This window comes from Alteribacillus sp. YIM 98480 (genome assembly GCF_009765375.1).
In the GTDB taxonomy this organism is placed as follows: Bacteria; Bacillota; Bacilli; order Bacillales; family Marinococcaceae; genus Alteribacillus.
This window is the reverse complement of record NZ_VTOK01000014.1, coordinates 21,125-44,134: the sequence shown is the minus strand read 5'-3', so window position 1 is coordinate 44,134 and position 23,010 is coordinate 21,125. Positions and strand designations below refer to the sequence as shown.

The 23,010-nt window shown below is 40.1% G+C and carries 26 protein-coding genes, 1 tRNA gene and 1 riboswitch; of the genes, 18 read left to right on the top strand and 9 right to left on the bottom strand.

Features of this window, described 5'->3' with window-relative positions; all coding sequences use genetic code 11:
* Positions 1 to 81: 81 nt before the first annotated feature.
* Both FZF09_RS17005 and FZF09_RS17000 read right to left on the bottom strand, forming a co-directional pair.
* A complete protein-coding gene (locus FZF09_RS17005; protein ID WP_158737797.1) occupies positions 82 to 663 on the bottom strand; it encodes a biotin transporter BioY in 582 nt (193 codons plus the stop codon).
* Positions 664 to 923: 260 nt separating this feature from the next.
* The gene (locus tag FZF09_RS17000; RefSeq protein WP_158737796.1) at positions 924 to 2,138 is read right to left on the bottom strand and encodes an MFS transporter; all 1,215 of its coding nucleotides are present in this window, start codon (positions 2,136 to 2,138) and stop codon (positions 924 to 926) included.
* A 212-nt stretch (positions 2,139 to 2,350) separates the two neighbouring features.
* Here FZF09_RS17000 and FZF09_RS16995 point away from each other — a divergent pair, with 212 nt between their 5' ends.
* Together FZF09_RS16995 and FZF09_RS16990 are read left to right on the top strand one after the other, a co-directional pair.
* Positions 2,351 to 3,079: a glycerophosphodiester phosphodiesterase gene (locus FZF09_RS16995; protein ID WP_158737795.1), complete on the top strand. Its 729-nt coding sequence runs from the start codon at positions 2,351 to 2,353 to the stop codon at positions 3,077 to 3,079.
* A 74-nt stretch (positions 3,080 to 3,153) separates the two neighbouring features.
* The gene (locus FZF09_RS16990; RefSeq protein WP_158737794.1) at positions 3,154 to 3,624 is read left to right on the top strand and encodes an S-ribosylhomocysteine lyase; all 471 of its coding nucleotides are present in this window, start codon (positions 3,154 to 3,156) and stop codon (positions 3,622 to 3,624) included.
* A 63-nt stretch (positions 3,625 to 3,687) separates the two neighbouring features.
* On the opposite strand, the gene FZF09_RS16985 is transcribed toward FZF09_RS16990, so the two are convergent.
* Positions 3,688 to 4,308 carry a cysteine hydrolase family protein gene (locus FZF09_RS16985; protein ID WP_233269534.1) on the bottom strand — a complete coding sequence of 207 codons (621 nt, stop codon included), beginning with the start codon at positions 4,306 to 4,308 and terminating at the stop codon, positions 3,688 to 3,690.
* A 307-nt stretch (positions 4,309 to 4,615) separates the two neighbouring features.
* Between FZF09_RS16985 and FZF09_RS16980 the strand changes: the two genes are divergently transcribed.
* Together FZF09_RS16980 and FZF09_RS16975 are read left to right on the top strand one after the other, a co-directional pair.
* Positions 4,616 to 5,140, top strand: coding sequence for an Lrp/AsnC family transcriptional regulator (locus tag FZF09_RS16980; protein ID WP_370514491.1), 525 nt, complete (start codon positions 4,616 to 4,618; stop codon positions 5,138 to 5,140).
* The gene (locus FZF09_RS16975; RefSeq protein WP_158737792.1) at positions 5,137 to 6,318 is read left to right on the top strand and encodes an aminotransferase; all 1,182 of its coding nucleotides are present in this window, start codon (positions 5,137 to 5,139) and stop codon (positions 6,316 to 6,318) included. Before FZF09_RS16980 ends, FZF09_RS16975 begins: the two co-directional genes overlap by 4 nt.
* A gap of 306 nt (positions 6,319 to 6,624) precedes the next feature.
* On the opposite strand, the gene FZF09_RS16970 is transcribed toward FZF09_RS16975, so the two are convergent.
* Together FZF09_RS16970 and FZF09_RS22840 are read right to left on the bottom strand one after the other, a co-directional pair.
* Complete coding sequence (locus FZF09_RS16970; protein ID WP_158737791.1) at positions 6,625 to 7,971, bottom strand: sodium-dependent transporter; 1,347 nt, start codon at positions 7,969 to 7,971, stop codon at positions 6,625 to 6,627.
* Between the two features lie 69 nt (positions 7,972 to 8,040).
* On the bottom strand, positions 8,041 to 8,178 hold the full coding sequence (locus FZF09_RS22840; protein ID WP_233269533.1) for a hypothetical protein: 138 nt from the start codon (positions 8,176 to 8,178) through the stop codon (positions 8,041 to 8,043).
* 325 nt (positions 8,179 to 8,503) lie between these two features.
* Between FZF09_RS22840 and yugI the strand changes: the two genes are divergently transcribed.
* Positions 8,504 to 8,923 carry a S1 domain-containing post-transcriptional regulator GSP13 gene (gene yugI, locus FZF09_RS16965; RefSeq protein WP_158737790.1) on the top strand — a complete coding sequence of 140 codons (420 nt, stop codon included), beginning with the start codon at positions 8,504 to 8,506 and terminating at the stop codon, positions 8,921 to 8,923.
* Positions 8,924 to 9,096: 173 nt separating this feature from the next.
* On the opposite strand, the gene FZF09_RS16960 is transcribed toward yugI, so the two are convergent.
* Positions 9,097 to 9,324, bottom strand: coding sequence for a DUF378 domain-containing protein (locus FZF09_RS16960; RefSeq protein WP_091581457.1), 228 nt, complete (start codon positions 9,322 to 9,324; stop codon positions 9,097 to 9,099).
* 200 nt (positions 9,325 to 9,524) lie between these two features.
* Here FZF09_RS16960 and FZF09_RS16955 point away from each other — a divergent pair, with 200 nt between their 5' ends.
* The 5 genes from FZF09_RS16955 (at position 9,525) to FZF09_RS16935 (ending at position 13,181) form a co-directional block, all read left to right on the top strand.
* Positions 9,525 to 10,883 carry a glucose-6-phosphate isomerase gene (locus FZF09_RS16955; RefSeq protein WP_158737789.1) on the top strand — a complete coding sequence of 453 codons (1,359 nt, stop codon included), beginning with the start codon at positions 9,525 to 9,527 and terminating at the stop codon, positions 10,881 to 10,883.
* A gap of 147 nt (positions 10,884 to 11,030) precedes the next feature.
* A complete protein-coding gene (locus tag FZF09_RS16950) occupies positions 11,031 to 11,429 on the top strand; it encodes a YugN family protein (protein WP_158737788.1) in 399 nt (132 codons plus the stop codon).
* Positions 11,430 to 11,481: 52 nt separating this feature from the next.
* Entirely contained in the window at positions 11,482 to 11,640 is a 159-nt protein-coding gene (locus FZF09_RS16945; protein WP_158737787.1) for a hypothetical protein, read from the top strand.
* Positions 11,641 to 11,773: 133 nt separating this feature from the next.
* Positions 11,774 to 11,848, top strand: a tRNA-Ala gene (locus FZF09_RS16940).
* Between the two features lie 442 nt (positions 11,849 to 12,290).
* Positions 12,291 to 13,181: a fructose bisphosphate aldolase gene (locus tag FZF09_RS16935; protein WP_158737786.1), complete on the top strand. Its 891-nt coding sequence runs from the start codon at positions 12,291 to 12,293 to the stop codon at positions 13,179 to 13,181.
* 447 nt (positions 13,182 to 13,628) lie between these two features.
* Here FZF09_RS16935 and FZF09_RS16930 read toward each other — a convergent pair whose 3' ends face one another.
* From FZF09_RS16930 to FZF09_RS16920, 3 genes are all read right to left on the bottom strand, one after another.
* Positions 13,629 to 14,540 (bottom strand): VOC family protein, encoded by a 912-nt coding sequence (locus tag FZF09_RS16930; protein WP_158737785.1) that lies wholly within the window; start codon positions 14,538 to 14,540, stop codon positions 13,629 to 13,631.
* Positions 14,541 to 14,572: 32 nt separating this feature from the next.
* Positions 14,573 to 15,088: an SRPBCC domain-containing protein gene (locus tag FZF09_RS16925; RefSeq protein WP_158737784.1), complete on the bottom strand. Its 516-nt coding sequence runs from the start codon at positions 15,086 to 15,088 to the stop codon at positions 14,573 to 14,575.
* Between the two features lie 199 nt (positions 15,089 to 15,287).
* Positions 15,288 to 15,614, bottom strand: coding sequence for an ArsR/SmtB family transcription factor (locus FZF09_RS16920; protein ID WP_158737783.1), 327 nt, complete (start codon positions 15,612 to 15,614; stop codon positions 15,288 to 15,290).
* 566 nt (positions 15,615 to 16,180) lie between these two features.
* Between FZF09_RS16920 and FZF09_RS16915 the strand changes: the two genes are divergently transcribed.
* The 8 genes from FZF09_RS16915 to FZF09_RS16880 all read left to right on the top strand — a co-directional run bounded on the left by FZF09_RS16915 (position 16,181) and on the right by FZF09_RS16880 (position 22,874).
* The gene (locus FZF09_RS16915) at positions 16,181 to 16,657 is read left to right on the top strand and encodes a DUF2975 domain-containing protein (RefSeq protein ID WP_158737782.1); all 477 of its coding nucleotides are present in this window, start codon (positions 16,181 to 16,183) and stop codon (positions 16,655 to 16,657) included.
* Between the two features lie 10 nt (positions 16,658 to 16,667).
* Complete coding sequence (locus tag FZF09_RS16910) at positions 16,668 to 16,880, top strand: helix-turn-helix domain-containing protein (protein ID WP_158737781.1); 213 nt, start codon at positions 16,668 to 16,670, stop codon at positions 16,878 to 16,880.
* A 99-nt stretch (positions 16,881 to 16,979) separates the two neighbouring features.
* Positions 16,980 to 17,190, top strand: a riboswitch (cobalamin riboswitch).
* Between the two features lie 160 nt (positions 17,191 to 17,350).
* Complete coding sequence (locus FZF09_RS16905) at positions 17,351 to 18,898, top strand: ABC transporter substrate-binding protein (protein WP_158737780.1); 1,548 nt, start codon at positions 17,351 to 17,353, stop codon at positions 18,896 to 18,898.
* 12 nt (positions 18,899 to 18,910) lie between these two features.
* Entirely contained in the window at positions 18,911 to 19,843 is a 933-nt protein-coding gene (nikB, locus tag FZF09_RS16900) for a nickel ABC transporter permease (protein ID WP_158737779.1), read from the top strand.
* Positions 19,844 to 19,859: 16 nt separating this feature from the next.
* Positions 19,860 to 20,687, top strand: coding sequence for an ABC transporter permease (locus FZF09_RS16895; protein WP_158737778.1), 828 nt, complete (start codon positions 19,860 to 19,862; stop codon positions 20,685 to 20,687).
* Between the two features lie 7 nt (positions 20,688 to 20,694).
* Entirely contained in the window at positions 20,695 to 21,411 is a 717-nt protein-coding gene (locus FZF09_RS16890) for an ATP-binding cassette domain-containing protein (protein WP_158737777.1), read from the top strand.
* Positions 21,408 to 22,208: an ABC transporter ATP-binding protein gene (locus FZF09_RS16885; RefSeq protein ID WP_158737776.1), complete on the top strand. Its 801-nt coding sequence runs from the start codon at positions 21,408 to 21,410 to the stop codon at positions 22,206 to 22,208. Before FZF09_RS16890 ends, FZF09_RS16885 begins: the two co-directional genes overlap by 4 nt.
* Positions 22,209 to 22,307: 99 nt before the next feature.
* Positions 22,308 to 22,874 carry a nitroreductase family protein gene (locus FZF09_RS16880; RefSeq protein ID WP_158737775.1) on the top strand — a complete coding sequence of 189 codons (567 nt, stop codon included), beginning with the start codon at positions 22,308 to 22,310 and terminating at the stop codon, positions 22,872 to 22,874.
* Positions 22,875 to 23,010 lie beyond the last annotated feature (136 nt).

The window sequence follows — 23,010 nt, the reverse complement described above, 5'->3', positions numbered from 1 at the left end:
ATAGGTAAGAAAGTAAAGTTATTGCGTTTTTGAACTAACCAGCCGTTGCTGTTCGGAATTTTTTTCCACTTTGCTAAATATTTAAGCAATTCGCTGAGAGAGTTTTAACCTTTTGTTTCGTAACCGATGAAGCTTCGGCACAGAAGCTGCTGCTAACGCAGTGAAAATGGTGTCTTTAATAAGCGGGAGTATCATCCATGCCCAGACCATCGAATAAGAAAAGCCCTCTGGAGCTTCAGCAATCCAAAGATACGCATAGTACATATAATTTGTACCTAACAAATAATTAATAGCTAGTCCAGTAAATGCAGCTATAAAAAATACTGCCATAGAAGGATTCTGTTTTCTTTCTATTATTTTTCCTGTCACATATGCTGATAAAATAAAAGATAAAATAAAGCCGAATGTTGGGCTGACGAGCGCTCGAAATCCTCCTGAAAATTCAGCGAATACAGGCATACCTACTAAGCCAATCAGCATGTAAATAATCATAGAAAGAGCTCCTAATCTGCTGCCAAGAAGAGCACCTGCTAGTATCGCAATAATAGGCTGGAGAGTAATGGGCACACCGCCAATCACTAAATAAGCGGTAATGTTAGCTCCTATTCCCATTAAAGCAGCAAACAGAGCAGCGGAGACTATATCAAGAGATTTTAACTTCATAAACATCCCTGCCTTTTTATGTGGATATATTTTTTTACATTGATAGGAAAGCATAAAATTTTAGCATGGATGAATCAGCGAGTGCTAGCCAAATTTTCTTTATACCTTTGGGAAAGTTTAACTTTGTTTAAAGGATCAAAGTATAAATAAAACGATGACTTCCGCCATAAGGACTTGGCGGCAAGTCGAATTTTACTAATCATATTAAAGGTAAGGGGGTAATATGTCAACTTATATTTTATATAGGTTAACAAAAAAGATTAATCCAAAGTAGTATGGTGTTTTACGTTGGTTTCGTTTGTTCGCTGGTGTGAATATTGTCGTTCTCTTTGAAGTACAATCCATAAAATACATGCGCTTATAATAAAGAGGCTTCCTGAAAGGATAAAAACATAGGATATATTAAGTAGTCCTGCTATTATTCCACCTATGATGGGACCAAAGACATTTCCGAGAAAGCGGAAACTGATATGATAACCTAGTACTTCGCCTTGCATTGAAATCGGACAGATCTGCCGTATGTAGGCTGTCATACAAGGAATTAATCCACCAATCTGCATACCAAATAAAAAACGAAGAACAATTAATTGCCAAATACTAGTGACAAATGCTTGAGGGATAAAGAAACATGCTGAAAGGATTAGAAGTACTACGATTATTTTTTCGTGACCAACCCGATCGCCAAAACGTCCCCATTTTCTTGTTGCGACCAAATTTCCAAGACCTGTAACGGAAAAGGCAATCCCTGCCAGAAAAGCAATATTTTCAGAATGATGCAGGTTATTAACATACAATGCAAGCAAAGGTTGAATGCTGAAATTGGCTGTTTGAATAATCATGGACATCCCAATAACCAATATGAGTACGGGGCGTTTCCAGATAAATGATACTATTTCTTTACTAGAAAAAGTTTGAGTTGTTTCGTTTTTATCAGTGTACACGACTTCTTTTAAACCGACCCATACAAGTGTAGCAGCTGCAGTAATTACGCCTGATGTTATAATAAACGTAAGAAAATAGCCGGTTGTATCTGCGAGCAGACCCCCAAGCACTGGACCTAATAATCCACCGGAAACAGTACCTGTCTGCAATGTTCCGAGTTTGTCTCCTGCATTTTTTTTGGCACTTTGGGCAGAAATAAGAGCCGTTGCAGTAGGAATAAACCCTGTTACAATACCCATTAGCAATCTTATGACAAATAAACTTTCAACGGATTGAGCAAATCCCATACATAAAATACATACTGCGATTCCGTATCCAGTCAGAATTAAAATGATTTTACGTCCATAACGGTCCCCAATTTTTCCCCATAAAGGCGCTGCAAAAAAGGCTACTAAAAAGGTGATCCCGAAAATGTAGCCAGCCCAGCGCTGAACGTATGAATCAGAGAAATCGCCAAATGTTTCAATATATAAGGAGATAAATGGAAGTACCATGGTTGCGCTTGCTGCCACGAAGAAATTAGCAATCCACATAATCAGCAAATTCCTGTTTTCAGTAGAAATAAGTCATCATCCTCAAATATTTCGTCACTCTAAATAGTATAGAATAAATAGAGAGCGTTGAAAAGGATTGAAAAGGGTAGGGTACATCTACGTTCTTATTTGGAATACATAAAAGGGAAACGTATAATGGGTACGAAGACACAAAAAGAGAAAAGAACAGCAAACGGAGGCATGCAGGAGCCATGAGCTTATCGTCATCAGCGCGTTTACAAATTATTTCTCACCGCGGTGCAACGACTGAAAGTATTAAAGAAAATACAATAGAGGCATTTCAACACGCAATTGACGTGCAAGCTGATATGATTGAAACAGACGTAAGACAAACAAAGGATGGAGAATTAGTATGTGCACATAACCCAGATTGGAATGGGATTATACTAAAAGAGATGACTTATGAACACTGGAAAAAGAATACAGAGGCAAAAGAAGGATGGCGCCCGCCGCTTTTAAAAGAAGTTTTGCATCTTTGCAAAGGAGTCATTCCGTTAAATCTTGAATTAAAGGAACATGGGTTAGAAGAACAGGTGATATCGAGCCTGCCTCATTCATATCCGTTAGATGATTTATTGTTTTCCTCTTTTGAAGATGAAGTTATAAAAAAAATAAAAAGTATGAATGAAACATTTCAAACGGCTTTAATCGTTGGCAAGTCCTTATTTAACTCGTCCTCTAAAACATTTTCTTACTGGAAAGACTTTTATCCCGAAAATCGTTTAAAACAAGCGAAAGCAGATGCCATTTGCCCTCATTATCGATTAACAAACAAATCCTTTGTCGATCGTATGCATAAACATGGATACAAAGTAAATGTATGGACTGTAAACAGTGCTGAAAAAATGAAGAAAATGCAAGGAGCAAGGGTGGACGGCATTTTTACAGACAATGTAGCATTAGCACAAAAACAGTTGTAAAGATACATCTTTATTGCCAAATGAAGCATGCTCGTTGTATGATCGTACTAAGAGTTATAAAAAGGAGTGTTAAAATGGCTCGTGTAGAAAGTTTTGAGTTAGACCATACCATTGTAAAAGCCCCGTATGTTCGGCACGCAGGAGTTCAAAGAGTTGGATCTGATGGTGTCGTTAATAAATTTGATATTCGTTTTTGCCAGCCAAACAAACAAAATCTTCAACCTCCGGTAATTCATACTTTAGAACACTTGTTAGCATTAAATATCCGCCGGTTTGCAGAAGAATACGACCATTTTGAAGTGATTGATCTTTCGCCTATGGGTTGTCAAACCGGCTTTTATTTAATCATGAACGGGGAGCCTAAAATCGAAGAATTAATTGATGTTCTTGAAAAAACGATGAAATATTCTCTAGAACTAGAAGAAGTACCTGCTGCAAATGAAGAACAGTGCGGGCAAGCGAAACTTCATAACCTTGAGGGTGCGAAAAAGTGGATGAAATACTGGTTAGAACAAGATAAAAATGCGTTAAAAGAAGTTTTTTAACGATATCAGAAAATTTGGCTTTCATGCCAGTATACTTTGCTAGAGAAAAGGGGCTGATTTATGTCAGCCCCTTTCTTGTGAATAATATTCGCTTGCTTCTTTTATAATGTTAATAAAGTTATAGGTGGAAGAAGAAGAAATATCCGCTTTCAACACCTTGCTCATCAAATCCAGGGCCTGGTCATTATCTTCTTTTTGATTAGAAGCGGTAGCATCAGATGGAATGAGTAATTTGTAATGTCTCATGTAGGCGTCATTAGCGGTGAACTGAATACACATATTACCAGCTACACCCGTGATGATTAACGTTTTTACTTCTAAATAATCAAGCAGCAAATCCAGCGGTGTAGCAAAAAATGCAGAGAATTGTGGTTTTAATACAAAATAATCATCATCCTCAGGCTCAACGAGTTCTGTTATCGGTTTTCCTTTCACGTTATCTTGTTTGCAATGGTCTACTAGTTCTTTGAAATCACTCTGCCAGCGGCCATAGTTGTCATTGACATAGATAACGGGGATGCCATGCTGTTTGGCCCTTTTTTTTAAATGGGCTATATTTTCTGCCGCTTGAAGTGCTTTTGGAAATATTTTTTCACTATCCTCAAATTCCATATCGTTAATCATATCAATAATTAGTAACGCGACACTTGCTTTTTCTTCAATGTGCGGAAGATCTTCTGCCAAAGCTAATCCCTCCTGTCCATAGCACTCTTCCCTTTTTTTATAATGTTCAAAATGAAAAATAAGCTTACACCGGCTTTCACCATAAAAATTCGGGGCAAGTCGAGTTTTTCTAATACTTTAGAATGTTTAACTTTGTTAAAGGATCAAAGTATAAGAAAAACTAAGACTTCCGCCATACGGATTTGGCGGCAAGTCGAGTTTTTCTAAAATTTTATAAATCTGACCATACAACTCCTAGAGTAAAGTGTAATATGATAAGATAGACGTTAAATGTATATACTTTGTTGTTTTAATGAAAAGAAGAGTAATGGTTTTTCAATGGAAAGGAGTCATCAAGGTGGAAGATAAGCTGGAGATTTTACGTTTGTTAGAAGAAAATGGACGCATGGATGTTCCCACCATTGCTAAAATGGTAGATAAATCCGAAGAAGACGTCCAGGCCATTATAAATAAATTAGAAAAAGAAAAAATAATATTAAGCTACGCAGCAGTAGTTGATTGGAGTAAAGTTAACGACCGAGAAGGTGTTACAGCAATGATTGATGTGAAGGTGACTCCTCAACGCGGTGTCGGTTTTGATGAAGTGGCGGAAAGAATTTATCGTTTTCCAGAAGTAAAAGCTCTGTATTTGGTTTCTGGAGCTTATGATTTATCCGTGGTCATTGACGGCAATACGATGTCGGAAATTGCCAGCTTTGTATCCGAAAAACTATCAGCATTAGATTCGGTCATCTCAACCACCACTCATTTTAGGCTGAAAACATATAAACATGATGGGGTTGTGTTTGATGATGAAGACGATGATGATAAAAGGATTGTGGTGTCACCATGACGATTTCTTCTATCAAACAAACAGAAAGATTGTCTCAGGCCGTTCAAAAAATACGTCCTTCAGGAATTCGCCGTTTTTTTGATATGGCCTCTACCATGGAAGATGTCATATCACTTGGCGTTGGGGAACCTGATTTTGTTACGCCTTGGAATGTAAGAGAAGCAAGCATTGCATCGATGGAAAGAGGTTTTACAGCATATACTGCCAATCCCGGCGTAATAGAATTAAGAGAAGAAATTGCTTCTTATTTAGATAAACAATTCTCTACCCTATATAACCCTGAATCGGAAATTATTGTAACAGTTGGAGCAAGTGAAGCGATAGACATTGCAATAAGGGCAACGGTAAATCCAGGAGAGGAAGTAATCGTTATAGAGCCTGGTTTTGTTGCGTATGCACCGATTGTTTCTTTGGCAGGCGGTGTCCCGGTACCAATTGGAACAAAAAAAGAGAATGAGTTTAAAATCACAAAAGAAGAATTGGAAGCTGCTATTACACCGAATACAAAAGCTGTTATGTTGAGTTTTCCAAATAATCCAACGGGAGCTGTAATGGCTAAAGAAGACTTGCTGCCGATTGCAGAAGTTATTGAAAAACATAATTTGCTTGTGTTATCCGATGAAATTTATGCGGAACTAAGCTATGACAACAAACATTACAGTTTTGCGAATCTCCCTGCTATGCGAGATCGAACCATTCTCATTTCAGGTTTTTCTAAAGCGTTTGCGATGACGGGCTGGCGCATAGGTTTTGTATGTGCTCCACAAGATATCGCTCAAGCGATGTTGAAAATTCATCAATATACCATGATGTGTGCTTCTTCTCTTGCTCAATATGGCGCATTAGAAGCACTGCAAAACGGAAGGGAACAAGTAGAACGTATGGTTACAAGCTACAGGCAGCGCCGCAATTTTATTGTTAAAGCTTTTTCTGAAATTGGTCTGCCATGTCACTTGCCGGGCGGTGCCTTTTATGCGTTCCCTTCCATAGAACAAACTGGGATGAGTTCAGAAACATTTGCAGAAGCTCTTTTAAAAGAAGAAAAAGTCGCCGTTGTTCCGGGTGACGTTTTTGGAGAAGGCGGGGAAAATCATATCCGTTGTTCTTACGCGACATCAATGGATTCCCTGCAAACAGCTATTGAACGGATAGGGCGTTTCCTGAAAAAACATCGATAAAGATTTTGATATTTGTAAACCTGTACCCAAAAAATAAGGTACAGGTTTTTTGCTTTCTAAAAAATTATATATTTTCTATTCTGATAACTATCACCATTTTATTTGATCTAAGTCTAGCTTAAGCGCATAGCAGCTCAGGTGCACACGATAATAAGGATCTTTGCTAAAATGGCGAACTTCCTGTTCTAGGACTAGGAGGTTTTTAATGAAAAAAAGACAAAGCGAAGTATGCTTTGCCTTTAAAGAGGGGGAATATACTATTATTTTCCCACATTTTTACTTTTTAATCCCTGGATTTGAAATTTATTACCAAACTCCTAGCACATCTAAAAATGCAAATAAAATAGCTATAGGTGTGATATAACGAATCATAATCATCCAGCTGCGGAAAAACCCTTCTCCTAATCCAGAACCTCGAAGCAGCTCTTCCTTCAAGTCTTGATGCTTCATTTTTAATGGAACAAAAAGCGCAATAAGAAGAGCCCCTAATGGCAGTAAAATATTACTAACAAGAAAATCTATATTATCGAAAAAGGTATTTCCGAAAACAAACCACTCAGAAAGTACCCCATAAGACAAGTTGGACGGAATACCAAGTACAAAAATGCCAAGTCCGCCAATCCATGCGGCTGCCATTCTGCGCTCTGGCTGATTTCTAGCCGTAGAAGATACGACAATCTCAAGTAAAGAAAAAGCAGAAGTTAAGGTAGCAAATAACAATAAAAGCAAAAATAATGATAAAAACACACCGCCAAATGCCATTTCACTAAAAACGGCCGGTAAAACGGTGAATATTAAACTAGGTCCTTCGTTAGGTTCTAAGCCAAAAGCAAATACCCCTGGAAAGATGGCTAAGCCTGATAAAAAGGCAATTAATATGCTTAGACCGACAATGGAAGAAGCTGAGCGGACAAGGCTCTCTTTCTTATCGAGATAAGAGCTGTAGGTCACCATAATGGAAACGCCAAGGCTAAGGGAAAAGAAAGCTTGCCCGAGAGCGAAAAGAATAGTGTCACCGCCAACTTTGCTAAAATCTGGCTGCAAGAAAAATCTGACACCTTCCATTGCGCCGTCAAGAGTAAGTGAACGTATTACTAAAATAATAAAAATGACAAAAAGTGCAGGCATCATAATGCCGCTCGCTCGTTCAATTCCTTTTTGAATGCCTCCTTGTACGACGAGAATCGTTATAATGATAAAGGCAAGGTGAGCAATCCCGACTTCCCAATGGTTCGAAATAATGGAACCAAACAGCATACCGTAGTCACCGGTGGGTGGATTTGTCATGCCGCCAGTTAAGCTGCGAACAAAATAAGTAAGAATCCATCCGCCGACCACAGCATAAAAAGATAAAATTAAGCAAGAAGAAATAATACCAAGAATTCCGACCCAGTACCATGGCGTCCCAGGGGCCAGCTCTTTATATGCTTGAATGGGCGATTTTTGTGTTTTTCTTCCAATGACAAACTCTGCAAGTAAAAGGGAAGTCCCTAATATTAATGTAAAAGCTAAAAATATAATAAAAAAGGCGCCGCCTCCACTTGTTCCTGCTACGTATGGAAGTTTCCATACAGCTCCAAGCCCAATTGCAGACCCGGCTGCTGCCAATATAAAACCTATTTTCGACTTCCACTGATCTCCTGCGTTACTCATAGGTGTCTCCTCTCTCCTTATCATTTGACATTAAATCACATTAGCTGATAAATCCCATCATTGTCAAGTTCACAGCCAATTTTTTAAACAAGTAAGAAATAATAAATATTTGGCGTTTTTGATGTCTAGCTCCAGCGCCCAGCCGCTCAGGCGCACACGATAAAGAGGAACTTTTGCTAAAACCGCGAACGTCCTGTCGCAATGCAAAAGTCAACACCTCCTGTGTAAGCCAGTTCAGCGTTGTCACAGGACGTGTGCGATCTTAGTAGAAGTTCATTAAAATGAGCAGAACGTCTTATGTCTTCCCTTCGACTCCGGGCCGCAGGCGACCCTGCGTGAAAGCTCCAGAACCTGTCGCGGGCTCCCAGGATGGGAGTCAGTTCGGCGTTGTCACAGGACGTGACGCTCGTAGCCGAACTTCCTTCTTTTAAGGCGCTTGCGCTTTTCTTAGTTGTTCATATGTATTGAAATTGCCGAATGCTGAAATTTATGTTACAATTTGTTGGCTAATAAATTGTTAGGAGATGTTTGCATGTCGGTTAAGCAGTATGAAGTTGGTAGTATTGTAGAAGGTAAAGTTACAGGCATAAAGCCCTTCGGAGCGTTTGTAGCACTTGATGACAACAAACAAGGACTTGTGCATATATCAGAGGTCGCTCATGGATACGTTAAAGATATACACGAAGCATTATCTGTTGGTGATCAAGTAAAGGTTAAAATTAAGTCCATTGATGAAGAGTCAGGGAAAATTTCACTTTCCATTCGTGATACGGAGCCAGCTCCTGAAGGAAAAGCAAATGAAACGCGCAGCCAGCGAAGCGGTCCTAGAGGCGGCAGCAAAAATAACAGCCAAAAAAATCAAGGTTTTAATACGCTTGAAGATAAACTAAAAGATTGGCTAAAACAATCCAATGAAATACAAGCTGATTTAAACAAAAGAATGCGCAAATAGTTCATGTAGATAGAAGGGATTATAGACGGAACATATTTTCCGTTATAACCCCTTCTTTTTTTGCAAAAAGAATCAAAGTATAAGCAAAATCACGACTCTCCCCATAAAGACTTGGCGGTAAGTCAAGTTTTAATGAATGTTTTTAATGAAGGCAGAAATAAACTTGTTCAGCATTACCGCTGCGGTTCTGGACTTTTTTCTAATTCTTCATCGGGCTTTAAAAGCAGAGAAATACAATAGAGTCCGGCAATCCCCACTAATGAGTAGATGACACGAGATAAGGCGGCTGCCTGGCTTCCAAAAATAGATGCAATCAAGTCAAAGCCAAAAAAGCCAATCAATCCCCAGTTAATTGCTCCAATGATAGCCAGTACGAGAGCAGTGCGCTGTAATCCGCTCATCCTATTCACCTCCCTTCACGACTTGCTCTTCAACAGTTTTTCTCACTTGTTTGTATTTATTAGGATGATATATATTTTGTAAGATTATGCATGAAACCAAAATTTTTCTCATGTAGCCGTTTACATATAGTAAAGTGCTTGATTTGCAAAACGAGCTTCTTTACATTGAGAATATACGTTAAAAATGGAGGAGATTTTTCATGGCGAAAGGAATCACCATAGATTACAGTAATGTATTGTCTTTTGTAAAAGAAGAGGAGATGGAGCATTTAAAAAGTGCTGTTGCCAATGCTCATCAAGCAGTCCATGAGAAAACGGGAGCAGGAAATGATTTTTTGGGCTGGGTTGACCTTCCGGAAAACTACGATAAGGATGAATTTTCTCGCATTCAAAAAGCAGCAGAAAAAATCCAAAAAGACAGTGATGTTTTGTTAGTTATTGGAATTGGCGGCTCTTATCTAGGGGCGAAGGCCGCAATTGAAAGTTTAAGTCATTCTTTCCGCAATCAGCTTGGCAGCAAAGATCGCAGCGGGCCTGAAATATATTTTGCCGGCCACCAAATCAGTCAATCCTATACTCAAGATTTATTAGACATGTTAGAAGGCAAAGATGTGTCTATTAATGTTATTTCTAAATCTGGTACGACCACAGAACCCGCAATTGCATTTCGGATTTTCCGTAATTATTTAGAAAAAAAATATGGAAAAGAAGAGGCGGCCAAACGTATTTATGCTACAACAGATAAAGAAAAAGGAGCCTTAAAAACACTGGCAGATGAACAAGGGTATGAAACGTTTGTTGTCCCGGATGATGTAGGCGGGCGTTATTCCGTTTTAACGGCAGTGGGACTTTTGCCGATCGCAGCCGCTGGACTTGATATAACTAGTATGATGACTGGAGCAAATGATGCACGAAAGGACCTTTTTGAAGAGGACTTGCATAAAAATTATGCTTATCAATATGCTGCGCTTCGTCATATTTTTTATCAAAAAGGAAAAGCCATTGAATTATTGGTTAATTATGAGCCTCAGCTTCATTATGTTTCCGAGTGGTGGAAGCAGTTATTTGGAGAAAGTGAAGGCAAAGATGGAAAAGGGCTGTTCCCAGCTTCTGTTGACTTTTCTACTGATCTCCACTCCATGGGTCAATATGTCCAAGAAGGCCGCCGCCATCTGTTTGAAACCGTTCTTCAAATCGAAGAAACAGGTAAGAATGTAACCATAGAAGAAACGGAAGATGATCTCGACGGCTTAAACTATCTTGCTGGGGAATCAATGGACTTTGTCAATAAGAAAGCATTCGAAGGAACACTTCTTGCGCATACAGACGGAGATGTACCAAATCTCGTTTTACAAATCCCTGAATTAAATGAATATTATTTTGGCTACCTTGTCTATTTCTTTGAGAAAGCTTGTGCTATAAGCGGATATTTACTCGGAGTTAATCCGTTTGATCAGCCTGGTGTGGAAGCATATAAGAAAAATATGTTTGCCCTTCTCGGGAAGCCTGGTTTTGAAGAAAGAAAAGAAGCATTGCAAAACAGATTAAACCAATCCTAACAGGAATGCCCCTCAGTGCACATGCTGAGGGCATTTTTATTGCGTTTTTCACAAGCCGTGTTTTTCTAATTTTTCTGCGAAGTAGCATGAAATAAAAAAGGAGTGGAAACATACTAACAGAAAACTTTTTTAAAAGGAGCGGGAAAAATGATTGAGGTGTCCTCTAAGATTGAAAACCATAAATTTGTACTATATGACCTGGAAAAGAAATTAAAGCCGATTGGATATGAAATTGGTGGAAATTGGGATTATGACCATGGCAGTTTTGATTATAAAATTTCAAATGAGAATGGATACCAATTTTTTCGTGTGCCATTCACAGCCGTTGACGGGGAGTTAGAACAAAAAGGCGTAGTAGTGCAGATTGGCACTCCTTTTGTATTAACACACAAATACCAGGAGCATGTAGACAATGTTTCTGAACCCTACAATGCTGTACTTAATCAATTTTCAGAACCCGTTGAGCATGACGCAGAAGTACCGCAGTCTTCTGTTGACATGGCGAAGCGGTTAAATACAGAATTAGAAGAAGTTTTATTGTCATAATCAAGTTCCTCTGGTAACGTAAAAGAGTAGATGTTGTCAGGGGGACGCAAAAATGGGAGAAGCCATTATTTTTGGTGCAGCTGTATTTGCAGGGTGGATTATATTAGATTATTCAAAAGAAAAAAAGTGGCGGAAAGTGAGCATACTAGAATCATTTCTGGCAGGGGCAGCAGGAGCTGTTGGCTGGCTTCTCTTAGAATTAGTATTTTAAATTTGACAGAATAAACAAAAAAGCTTATAATAAAAATTGTCGTTTTTAGGAGAAACGGGGTATTAGCTCAGCAGGGAGACGTTGCTGATTGTACTGCCCTTGTCGTAGAATCGATAGACCATACAGTTATGACGGGGCTATAGTTCAGCGGGAGAATGCTACACTGGCAGTGTAGAGGTCGGGGGTTCAAATCCCCCTAGCTCCACCATACATAGTACTAACGACATTACTTTTCGTTTGAACGAGGAGTAGTGTCGTTTTTTAATCTCGTTTTTGATTGGTATGTGTTTCCCAGAAAAGCAATTTGAATTTAGTACGTTAAATAGTAACAGAGAACTTTTGCAACAATGAAGTGGCTGGATAATGAATTACATATAATCCCGTTTGGAACTTTGCCTATCGGAATAGATGGGCATAAACTCAACTACAGTCAACATTACGGAGGTACAAGAGTCAAAATATTTTGATGAAGAGCTGCTATCTATATACAAGGATAAAGACAACTTCTTCATTATCATGTACAATAATTGACATACGATAGCTTGGCCGCACGTAGAAACAGGTACGATGTGAAAGTAACCTGTTGTAAAGATGGCAGTAATGGGAAGATTATTGAAGGATATTTTTAATGCGAAAAGAAGGTGGAAGATATGAACAATAACCAGTTTGACAAAATCAAAAACGGAAAAGGATTTATCGCAGCGCTCGACCAAAGCGGGGGCAGTACTCCGAAAGCATTGGCCGCATACGGTGTACCGGAAGATTCCTACGCCGGGAAAGATGAAATGTTTGACCTGGTCCATGAGATGAGAACAAGAATTATTACTTCCCCTGCCTTCCGTTCCGACTCCATTCTCGGCGCCATTCTGTTCGAACAGACGATGGATCGTGACATCGAAGGCCAATACACTGCCGACTACCTTGCCGATAAAGGAATTGTGCCATTTCTGAAGGTCGATAAAGGACTCGCCGAACAGGAAAATGGTGTCCAGCTCATGAAACCGATCCATGATCTGGATGAAACCTTGCGCCGTGCTAACGAACGAAACATTTTCGGTACCAAAATGCGCTCTGTCATCCATGAACTGAACCAAGAAGGCATCAAGGCTGTCGTTGATCAGCAATTTGACATCGGAAAACGCATCATCGCTGCCGATCTGATACCGATCATTGAACCAGAAGTGAACATTCACAGTGAAAGCAAAGAACAATCAGAAGAAATGCTAAAGGAGGAAATCCTTAAGCATCTGGACGATCTAACTGAAGAAGAAAATGTGATGCTCAAACTAACTATTCCAACGAAAGCTAATTTGTATAAAGAATTGATCGAACATCCGCGTGTCGTTCGTGTTGTCGCTCTATCCGGTGGCTATGCCCGTGAGGAAGCCAATGAAAAATTGAAAAAGAATGATGGCCTCATTGCAAGCTTCTCCCGCGCACTCACCGCTGACTTGAATGTCAATCAGTCGGACGAAGAATTCAACGAGACGTTACAACAGGCTGTCGATACAATTTACGATGCTTCAGTGAACAAAAAATAGAGGAAACACAATGGTGCCTGACCCTCAAATCTGCTGACGTTTTAGCCGATAGGGGTCAGGCATTTTTTCAAAAGGTAAGAAATGATAAATATTTGGCGTTTTACATGTCTAGCGCAAGCGACTACTCGCTCGAGATTCCTTCGGTTCGTCAATGGAAAGCAAAGATCAGCTTTCCATATGCCGACCTTAATCTGAACTAGACGATATTGGAGCAATTGCATGTAATAAATCAAAACGATAACAATTTGAATATTCATTTGTACCGTTCTAATAAAACTATGGTCAACCAGAAATATTTTACCCGGCTGCCTTATAATACGAACGAAGCAGTATGAAGAAGGGTATTAGCATCTTTTTGTCGCATAGCTGCGCCCTTATGTGTAATAAAAAAAGCTGGCAGTAACCAGCTGTAAAAACATTTATTTTTATTTCGGAGCAACATTATTATTACTTACCTTGGTATGCTTCTTTTAATTTTTCTATGTCAAATTTTTTCATTTGAAGAAATGTTTTTGTTAATCGATCCATTTGTTCGTTTGTCCCGTTTGCCATCATTTCTCCCATAACTTTTGGCCAAATTTGCCAAGAGACACCGTACTCATCTTTCAACCAGCCGCATTGTTCTGCTTTTGGATCTGAGGAAAGCTTTTCCCAGTAGTAATCAATCTCTGCTTGATTTTCGCACTGAACTAAAAGTGAAATGGCTTCATTAAATTTGAAGTTATGTGGGTGTGCACTGTCCATAGCAGCAAACCATTGCTTCTCTAGCATAAAATCTGTAAACATTAAAGTTCCTTCCTTGTCTGGCTCCATGTCTGCTGGATAGCGTGCGATTTCCCCTCGTTTTGAATCATTGAAAACAGAAAGATAATAGTCACTGGCTGCTTCTGCCTTACCGTATACATCTTGAACATACATCAATGAAGGTACGATAAATGGTCGTTCTTCACCAGCGGGGTTCGTTAGGATCAGCTGCCATGACAGGCCATACTTATCCTGTATCCATCCGTAGTGCTTACTGAATGGAGATTCTTGAAGCGGCATAAGTGGTGTACCGTCTTGGGACAGCTTTTCCCAAAGCTGATCTAAATTTTCCCACGCGTTCTCATCTCTAGAAGGATCAAAATTGACAAAAAAAGAAATCGAAGGATTGAACTGAAAATGCGGGCCTCCATTTATGGCCATGAATGAATGTCCTGCGAGATTAAAAGAAACGACATTGCTTTCGCCAGATGGTGTGTCGTGAATGGTTGCGATATCGGTGACTTTTGAATCTGGAAAAATGGATGCATAAAATTGTGCAGCTTCTTTTGCTTCATGATTAAACCATAAGTGCGGAACAATTTTTTGTTCTATCATTAACACCCTCCTTTTAATTATGAATTTATACCTTATTTGACCTCGTTCAGATGCTCTTCCAGACGGTTCCAAGTTTCGGTGATGCCTTGTAACATGCCCATGTCCATGACCGACTTGAGAGCTTCTGCAGACACATATTCAGCACGGTTAACTAGTTTCGTCTTGCCGCCCAGATCGATGAATTCTAACGTGATCTCAGAGGATGGCATATTTTCATCGATATTACCATCGGCATCCGAGAAGTAATCGGTGTAAATAATCATTTCTGGCTCGATAATATCCTTGTAAACGACTTTTCCCCAAGACTCCATACCGTAATATTCTCCTTGATTCCGGTCCATACACTTCATACAGAAATGCCATGTACCGCCCGGTCGAAAATCAATGTGGCAAACTGGAAGTTCCCAGCCAATAGGCCCCCACCAATGCATGAGATGCTCAGGTTCTTTAAACATTTTGAAAACGAGATCGCGCGGTGCATCGAAAATACGCTCCAGTACCAGCACCTGATCGTTCTCTACTCTAGATTTTAATTCGTTGATTGACATTTTAACTCCTCCATCCCATTTTTATAATCTTTTCCGTTTATCATGTACTTTTTTCCAGATCAGCAAAGTGTTATCTTCACTATCGCAAAGTTGAAGACTCTTAGGGGAAGGAGGCTATTATGTCTTTGAACTTGATGTTTTAATTAGCCGCATACAATTAAAAGAAGCAACTTTGCTGTAGGTTTTCGCTATCTAATCATTAATTAAGTGGTTTTTTTCGTTGTAATACATTGAGATAATCGTCCAGCCGATTCATCCGCGCTTCCCACACTCGGCGGTAGGAGTCAAGCCACTTATCCAACTCTTGAAACGGTTCTGGTCTTAGCTTATATATTCGGCGATTAGTTATCGGCTGAACCTCGACAAGACCAGCTTCGCTCAAAACGCGAAGATGCTTTGACGTTTGGGGCTGGTTTAGGTTTAGCTTCTCCGCAATTTCCCCGACTGGAAGTGGTTCGTTAAGAAGAAGATCGACGATAGCAAGACGGTTGGGTTCTGCCAGTGCACTAAATGTTTGTACGTTCATGGTGAATTCGCTCCTAACATGTGTATTTTTCTTGTTGTTACATTAAGAATATCACCTCCGGGTTTTTCACTTCACCTATGTCGCACCTTGTTGTTAAATTGATTATTCCATTTAAGGAATATTCCTGTCAAGTAATATTAAAATATTTGGTCAGGACGGTATAAAATACCTATCCAAAGGTCTTATATCAACAAACCGTATCTCGCCAGGTATAGATAAACTTAATAGATGTTGTATTGGCTGCGTGTTCCTTTAGTAGTAAGACATCTGGATAATAATTTGAAATAATAGGAACCCATTACATTTGGTCATTTTGTTAAATAAAAGAAGAGCTTTTAAGCAATCGAAAAGAGCTGTACGAGGTGACTCAATGTCACTAGACGGAATTTTGTTAAAGGATCAAAGTATATTGCCATTTGGACTGTCGGCAAGCCTATTTTTTCTAATCTACATTAAAAGAATAATTCTATAACGATAATAATATAATTAAATGGAATAAATTTTTATTGTTAAACGATAAATTTAAACATAAAATTAAGTGAAACTATTTAAGTGAGGTGCTTTTTATGAAACGAGGGTCCACACTCTTTTTAAGATTGGCTGTTTTTCTAATTGGAACTCCAGTTCTTGCTTTATGTATATTTGGCTTACCTTGGTTAGCGAATAACCCAATAAATCCAGATTATGCCCATATACTATATCCCATTACAGTCATTATGTATGTATCAGTAATACCGTTTATCGTTGCGTTGTATCAGGCGTTCCGACTTCTAAGCTATATTGACAAGAACAAAGCTTTCTCAAGCATTTCTGTAAGGGCTTTAAAGAATATAAAATACTGTGCAAACACAATCAGCGGTTTGTATGTGGCAGGTTTGCCTTTTTTCTATATCTTTGCAGAGCTAGACGATGCCCCGGGGCTTGTTATAATCGGAATGATTCCCATTTTTGCATCGATGGTTATTGCTGTCTTTGCTGCTATTCTTCAAAAGCTTTTACAAGAAGCGATTGATATAAAGTCGGAAAATGACTTAATAGTCTGAGGTGAAAAAAATGGCGATTATTATCAATATTGAGGTGATGTTAGCTAAAAGGAAAATGAGCGTGACAGAACTTTCGGAGAGAGTTGGAATAACAATGGCTAACCTGTCTATATTGAAAAATGGAAAAGCAAAGGCGATTCGATTATCGACTTTAGAGGCGATTTGCCAGGCTTTAGAATGTCAACCCGGTGATATTTTAGAATACAGAAGTGATGATAAGTAATTACTACCACAATATTGCTGTTTTTTGAATAGATTGACATTAAATACGAGAGAAGCTATTCTTAGGTTAAGGTAAATTTCAGATTCATAGTTTTCAATTGAATAGTGAATGAAAATAGGTGTTAGAGAATGCGAAACTCGCTGAATCTACTTAAAAGGGAAGTCGGTTAGAATCCGACACGGACCCGCCACTGTATTGGGTGTCAGCCACAGATGCTGATTCCTTTCATAACACCACTGGGCGTGCTGCCTGGGAAGGTTTGAAAGGAAATGCCCTAAGTCAGGAGATCTGCCTATTTTAACATCACTGTTAGACCTACGGGACAATAGGGAGGTGGTTAGGATGCGACAGCACTGAGTTTGCAGGGAAACGAGTGATCCGCAACGGATTTGTGCCTATTTTAAAGACAAGCATTTCTGACCTCTTTAGCGACGGTGGAAATGCTTTTTTTATTGATCAAAAAGGAGAAAATGATGAAGAAAAATGTATGGAATTTTATTTTTATTGTGATTAGCCTTCTGTTTATGACTTCTTGTCAAAACGATTCTGTTTCAGAGGAACAAAATGGTTCTAATGAAAATTCAACAGCAAATGACGAAAGGTTTACTGTTGCCTTTACATGGAGCCCGGCAAACTTGGACCCTCACGGAACGGAAAGCTGGGAAGTCATGAGGGCTGGTATTGCTGAAACCCTTGTACGCTTAGATGAAAATCTTGAGCCGTCGCCGTGGCTGGCAAAAGATTGGGAACAGGAAGATGAAAACACGTGGATTTTCGAATTGCAAGAAAACGTTTCCTTCCATAACGGAAAAGAAATGAACGCAGAAAACGTGAAGGCTTCCCTGGAACGCTCGTTAGACATCAACCAAAAAACGGTCGATTTGCTTCAGTTAGAATCGATCGAAGTGGTGGACGATAATACGCTGAAGATGGTGACAAAAGAGCCGAATGCTGCGTTAATCCCGCACCTGGCTGATCCCTCCACCATCATTGTTGATGTTGCTACGGTGGAAGACGAAACTGCCTCTCCATCGCTTACTGGTGCTTTCCAGGTAAAAGAGTTTCATAAGGATGAGTCACTGATTGTCGAGCGATTTGACGAATACTGGGGAGAGCAGGCACTGTTATCGGAAATTGAAATACGTTTTATTTCAGAGGGAGAAACTCGGTTAATGGCTTTGCAATCCGGTGAGGTGCATGCAGCCACGGATGTTCCGATTGATAACCTCCCGGTATTAGAAAACGACGATGATTTGGAAGTGTTAACCACGCCATCGCTTCGTACCCATATGATGCTGTATAATCTGGAGTCACCGTTTTTTGAGGATTTGACTCATCGAAAGGCGGTCGATGCTTCGATTCCAAAAGAGGATATTGTGCAGTCAGTCATGATGGGGGAAGGGACAGCGGCTAATAGCCCGTTTGCTGACATTCTGCCGTTTGGTGAGATGCCAGAAGAAGAAACACAATCCATAGAAGAAATCATGAAAAAATCTGGTTGGAATAAAAACAAATCAGGTATGTGGGAAAAAGAAGGAGAGATCGTTGAATTGACTATGCTTACCTTTCCGCAGCGACCAGAGCTGACGGTTATGGGAGAAATCATTCAAAGCGAACTATTGGATGAAGGTATATCCGTCGATTTAAGGCAAGTGGAAAACATTGATGAGGCTCTTTCTTCAGAAAAGTGGGACATTGCCATGTACAGCATGTTAACTGCTCACACCGGTGATCCTCAATATTTCCAGAACATCTTTTACCATTCGTCAAGCTCATCAAATGTGAGCAGTTACAAATCAGAGGATATGGATAGGATGATTGAGGAAATCAACCGAACGACAGACGATGAAAAGCGTAATGATTTGGCTGTAAGAATGCAGGAGCAGTTAAATGAGGATCTGCCACAGTCGTTTATTGTTTATCCGAACACAGTCTTTGCGGCTAGAAGTGAAGTGAAAGAATTTACCCCTCATCCTATTGAATACTATTACATTCATCCTTTGATTGACATGGAGTAATGACTAAGTGCAATGAGACTTATATACTTTTTAGGAGATCGGTTTTTACAACTTTTGATTGTAGTGTTTACGGTATCAACGCTTACGTTTCTTTTGCTGCGTCTCACACCTGGTGATCCTGCTTATATTTTGCTCCATGCCAATGATATGCCCGTTTCCGAAACTGCAATAGAAGCACTTAGAGAAGAACTGGGGCTGACAGCACCACTATGGGTACAATACGGTCAGTGGCTTATGAACGTTTTTACATGGCAATGGGGTGACTCTTATGTGTCAAATGAACCGGTCGTCACAGAGTTACTCAGCCGGTTTCCCGCCACGGTTGAACTAGCGGCAGCGGGACTGCTGGTTATGCTGACGGTTACAGTGGGGCTCGGGGTGTTAACAGCTGTTTTTTCAAACGGGTGGATGGATCGAACTGGAAGAGTTCTAGCTATTATCGGGGCAGCTGTGCCTTCATTCTGGCTTGCTTTATTGATGATTTATTTTTTTTCCGTTAAAGAGGGATGGTTTCCGACAATGGGGCGGGGGGAATGGAGCCATCTCGTCTTGCCGTCCTTGACACTTGGTCTAGGAATAGGTGCGGTTTACGCCCGGGTTTTGCGAAAAAACATGCTGGAAATGTTTAACCAAAACTTCATTAAAGCTTCAAAGGCCCGCGGGTTGTCGAATGGACGTATTCTCGTGTTTCAAGTGTTTAAACATGCGAGTATGCCGATTGTGACTATGCTTGGTACTAGTTTTGCCTTCATGCTAGGGGGAAGCATCATCGTTGAGACGATTTTTGCCTGGCCAGGTCTTGGAAGCTATATCATTCAATCCATTAACGCCAGAGATTATCCGGTCATTCAAGGATACGTGATTTTTGCCTCGATTGTATTTGTTAAGATTCATATTCTGGTCGATGTGATATTTTATATGATTGATCCACGTTTGCGAAGGTAACGAGGGGGATTTCGAAATGTTTTGCAAAAAACAAACCTCAAAGCTTGAGGGCAGCAGCCTGTGGCTAGGAACAGCAGGGATTCTCTTCATTGTGTTGACAGGCATCTTTGCCCCTTGGATTGCCCCTCATGATCCGCTTGCAGTGGATGCGTCTAACCGGTTGGCATCCCCCGGCCTTGTCTATCCGTTTGGTACAGATCACCTTGGACGTTGTGTACTCTCCCGCATCATTTACGGGATTCGTGTCACGGTTATATCGGCTTTTTGTATTATGCTTATCACGGTGGCCATCAGTATTCCAATAGCTCTTTTGGCGGGATATATTCGGGGAAATACCGATAATATTATTATGCGAATGATCGATGGTATGTTAGCAGTACCGGATTTTGTGCTGACCATTGCGATTGTCGGAATGCTTGGACCAAGTTTTATAAACACGATTATTGCCATTGTAATGGTACGCTGGGCAGACTATGTTCGATTTATTCGGAGCCTAGTGATAAAAGAGGGACAGGAAGACTATATCTTGTATGCGAGAATGACGGGGAATTCTCATATTCGCATTCTTTCTCGTTACATACTGCCGCAAATATTGTCGAGGGTTTTGGTGTTTGCAGCTCTTGACTTAGGCAGAATCGTACTATTGATTGCAGGACTTTCTTTTTTAGGCGTAGGTGTGCAACCGCCGACCCCGGAGTGGGGTGTGATGCTGCAGGATGCGACCGGGTACTTTCAGGTAGCGCCTCACGTCATGGTTTTTCCAGGAATAGCTGTCGTTTTGTTTGTACTTGTCTGCCAGCTTGTAAGCGACCAATTCAATGAACCGGTTACGAAAGAGGGGTAGTTAAAATATGTCTCGCCTCCATCGATTACTGCAAGTAGATCAGCTGGAGATTTCTCATTACAAAGATGGTGTGTTTGAACCACTGGTGCGCGATGTTTCATTTCACGTTCAGGCTGGTGAGATGGTTGCGCTCACCGGACCAAGCGGATGCGGAAAAAGCTTAACAGCACAGGCGATCGTTGGTCTGCTCGGAAAAAGGCTGGACGTGACGGGCGGGCGGATTATATATCAGCAGCAAAATGTAGTTCCGTTTAATGATAGACAGTGGAAGCAGCTTCGCCGTCACCATATTGCGCTTTTAATTCAAGATTCGCTGAATGGCTTAAATCCGATCCGCACGATTAAAAAACAAATGGTAGAAACGATCGGCCAAAACCGAAAATGGAAGCGAAAAGACATTCTATTACAGCTTCATACCCTTCTTAATGAAGTGGGATTTGCCGATCCAGCCGATATTTTACGAGCCTATCCGTTTGAATTAAGCGGAGGAATGAGACAGCGGGTACTACTGGCCATTATGCTGAGCCTTGAACCAAAAGTCATTATTGCTGACGAACCAACTGCCGCTCTAGATATTATTAACCGGGAAAGGGTATTATCGCTATTGAAGAAGCTTCAGTACGACTATTCACTGACTGTTTTGCTCATTTCCCATGATAAAAAGAGCGTGAGGAAGTTTGCAGACCGCATACTAAAAATGCGTATAGAAGGGGTGACATCATGAGCCTGCTAGAGCTCGATCAAGTGACAAAGGAATATCCACTTAGGTCAAGAAAGCGCTTATGGTGGAAAAAAGCAGAACAGTTTCAGGCAGTGAAGCAGGTGTCACTTCAATTGAAACGAGGAGAGTGTCTCGGACTTGTCGGGGAAAGCGGCAGTGGTAAAAGCACGCTCGCAAAACTTATCATGAACCTAGAGCCTGTTACTAAAGGGGATATTCTTCTGAACGGATGCTCCATTAGACAAATGAAAGACTTGGAAATTTTTAAACGAATGCAGCTTGTGCTGCAAGACTCCCATTCAGCGCTTCACCCGAAAATGAACGTACGAGATATTATCCAAGAGCCGCTTCATAATTTTTTTCCCGGTGAAAACATAAAACGGGAAGCAAGATGCTTGCAGCTAATGGAAATGGCAGGTATAGATAATAGTCTGTTAGAACGACGACCCTATCAGCTAAGTGGCGGGCAAAAGCAGCGAGTTTGTATCGCTCGAGCTCTTGCCGTTAAGCCGGAAGTTATCATTTTTGATGAATCGATTGCTAGTATCGATCAAGAGGCTCAGCAATCTATCCTTAAACGGTTAAAGTACATTCAATCAAAAGAGAAAGTGGCTTATTTATTCATCACACATGATATAGATACATTGAGAGAATTTTGTCAACGGGTCGCGGTTATGTATAAAGGGGAAATCATAGACATCTTTGAAGAATGGAAAGTTAATCATCTGACTCACCCATACTCACGCTTATTGTTAGAAACGTCAGAGGAAACAGAAATCGAATTTGCCCAAGAAAGTTAAACAACTTTAACCCGCGGCCGTGATAAAAAAACAGAGCTAAACTAACGAAAAATAAAGAAGATGATGATTGATATGGTATAAAAAAAGGAGAGATATGAAATGAGTATCATAGAGGCACTGCATACTAGAAGAGCTATTCGGAGCTTCGAACTTCGGGAAATCGAACAAGAAAAAATAGAACAATTGCTGAAAGCAGCGACGCTTGCTCCCAATGATCGTATGAGAGAGCCTTGGAGTTTCTTTGTTATACAAGGAGAAGCAAAAAAAAGATATGAAGAAGTAACCTATGAGTACTTACAAGAGCGTTTTCCAACGAAACCGAAATTAGTAGAAAGTTCTTTGGCAGTAGTAAAAAAAACTCCGGTTATGATTATAGTGACTTCTGATATTGCTTCAACGGAAGCTGACACAAAGGACAATGAATATGCTGTGTGCTGTGCTATTCACTCCATGTGGTTAGCTGCCCAGGAACTGGATCTTGGCTTTGTATGGAGAACGAGAGGAGTAGGACTTGTCCATGATAATCGGTCACATGAGTTTATAGGGGCTCCTGAAGGTAAGAAGGTGATTGGAACCATTTGCTTAGGTTATCCAGATGAAAAGGAATTGAAAGACAAAAATGAGAAAAAAAGAACTTCCTTTAAAGAAAAAACAGTATGGCTTTAGTATTGTAAATCCCTTAATATAAGATAAGAAAAATCCGTGTATAAAATGGAAGTAGAAGGAGCTCAAAGTCTCTTAAAAGCAAAAAATCAAAAAGACCATTGGTTATACCTTTACATGATTTAAAAAATTGTTTATG

Coding starts and splice junctions, on each gene's coding strand:
- FZF09_RS17005 (WP_158737797.1), bottom strand. CDS start 663: ATGAAGTTAAAATCTCTTGATATAGTCTCCGCTGCTCTGTTTGCTGCT.
- FZF09_RS17000 (WP_158737796.1), bottom strand. CDS start 2,138: ATGTGGATTGCTAATTTCTTCGTGGCAGCAAGCGCAACCATGGTACTT.
- FZF09_RS16995 (WP_158737795.1), top strand. CDS start 2,351: ATGAGCTTATCGTCATCAGCGCGTTTACAAATTATTTCTCACCGCGGT.
- FZF09_RS16990 (WP_158737794.1), top strand. CDS start 3,154: ATGGCTCGTGTAGAAAGTTTTGAGTTAGACCATACCATTGTAAAAGCC.
- FZF09_RS16980 (WP_370514491.1), top strand. CDS start 4,616: ATGGTTTTTCAATGGAAAGGAGTCATCAAGGTGGAAGATAAGCTGGAG.
- FZF09_RS16975 (WP_158737792.1), top strand. CDS start 5,137: ATGACGATTTCTTCTATCAAACAAACAGAAAGATTGTCTCAGGCCGTT.
- FZF09_RS16970 (WP_158737791.1), bottom strand. CDS start 7,971: ATGAGTAACGCAGGAGATCAGTGGAAGTCGAAAATAGGTTTTATATTG.
- yugI (WP_158737790.1), top strand. CDS start 8,504: ATGTCGGTTAAGCAGTATGAAGTTGGTAGTATTGTAGAAGGTAAAGTT.
- FZF09_RS16960 (WP_091581457.1), bottom strand. CDS start 9,324: ATGAGCGGATTACAGCGCACTGCTCTCGTACTGGCTATCATTGGAGCA.
- FZF09_RS16955 (WP_158737789.1), top strand. CDS start 9,525: ATGGCGAAAGGAATCACCATAGATTACAGTAATGTATTGTCTTTTGTA.
- FZF09_RS16950 (WP_158737788.1), top strand. CDS start 11,031: ATGATTGAGGTGTCCTCTAAGATTGAAAACCATAAATTTGTACTATAT.
- FZF09_RS16945 (WP_158737787.1), top strand. CDS start 11,482: ATGGGAGAAGCCATTATTTTTGGTGCAGCTGTATTTGCAGGGTGGATT.
- FZF09_RS16935 (WP_158737786.1), top strand. CDS start 12,291: ATGAACAATAACCAGTTTGACAAAATCAAAAACGGAAAAGGATTTATC.
- FZF09_RS16930 (WP_158737785.1), bottom strand. CDS start 14,540: ATGATAGAACAAAAAATTGTTCCGCACTTATGGTTTAATCATGAAGCA.
- FZF09_RS16925 (WP_158737784.1), bottom strand. CDS start 15,088: ATGTCAATCAACGAATTAAAATCTAGAGTAGAGAACGATCAGGTGCTG.
- FZF09_RS16920 (WP_158737783.1), bottom strand. CDS start 15,614: ATGAACGTACAAACATTTAGTGCACTGGCAGAACCCAACCGTCTTGCT.
- FZF09_RS16915 (WP_158737782.1), top strand. CDS start 16,181: ATGAAACGAGGGTCCACACTCTTTTTAAGATTGGCTGTTTTTCTAATT.
- FZF09_RS16910 (WP_158737781.1), top strand. CDS start 16,668: ATGGCGATTATTATCAATATTGAGGTGATGTTAGCTAAAAGGAAAATG.
- FZF09_RS16905 (WP_158737780.1), top strand. CDS start 17,351: ATGATGAAGAAAAATGTATGGAATTTTATTTTTATTGTGATTAGCCTT.
- nikB (WP_158737779.1), top strand. CDS start 18,911: ATGAGACTTATATACTTTTTAGGAGATCGGTTTTTACAACTTTTGATT.
- FZF09_RS16895 (WP_158737778.1), top strand. CDS start 19,860: ATGTTTTGCAAAAAACAAACCTCAAAGCTTGAGGGCAGCAGCCTGTGG.
- FZF09_RS16890 (WP_158737777.1), top strand. CDS start 20,695: ATGTCTCGCCTCCATCGATTACTGCAAGTAGATCAGCTGGAGATTTCT.
- FZF09_RS16885 (WP_158737776.1), top strand. CDS start 21,408: ATGAGCCTGCTAGAGCTCGATCAAGTGACAAAGGAATATCCACTTAGG.
- FZF09_RS16880 (WP_158737775.1), top strand. CDS start 22,308: ATGAGTATCATAGAGGCACTGCATACTAGAAGAGCTATTCGGAGCTTC.